At 54.2% G+C, this 504-nt stretch carries 1 pseudogene; it reads right to left on the bottom strand.

The features are described from left to right. Positions 1-113: 113 nt before the first annotated feature. Positions 114-504, bottom strand: a pseudogene (locus ACR0I8_RS22155) (AAA family ATPase); the annotation flags it as partial.

Genomic DNA, 504 nt, shown 5'->3' with positions numbered 1-504 from the left:
CGATGGGTGGCGGTGCGGATTTGGTCTCAAACGGGCTGACCGTGGGTTTCGCGGCGAAACCCGCCTCTAGTTGTTCAAGCGCCTCTGTATCTGGTGCAATCAGTCTTCTGCGTTTAGCCATCTGCCTGTCCTCCCATCTGCGCATCGCGCCACCAGCATCCGATCAGAACTTCTTTGAATTCAGCATAGGTTCTGTCGAAGGTCTCTCGTCCGCGCACATATGTCTCGCGGTTGAAGTCACGATAATCCGCTTCGTAGATACCGTTCACTTGTTCACCCGCTTGCCCGACCAGCGCCGTATAGTCCTGCCTGTAGGCATTCATGAAATCCCCGAAATACGCCTGAATGACATTGGCCATATCGGTCTGCTGACTCGCGTCAAATCTCGTGATGATCGCGCGTACTACATCCCATTCGAACTTCAGTTCGGGTAAACCCGCCGCACGTTGCGCTGCGTTCTCACCATCTTCGATGCTGGCGAATGTCGTATAGAGCATATCGAAG

Source organism: Ruegeria sp. BG9, from assembly GCF_056538305.1.
This window is presented reverse-complemented; position numbering and strand designations above follow the sequence as displayed.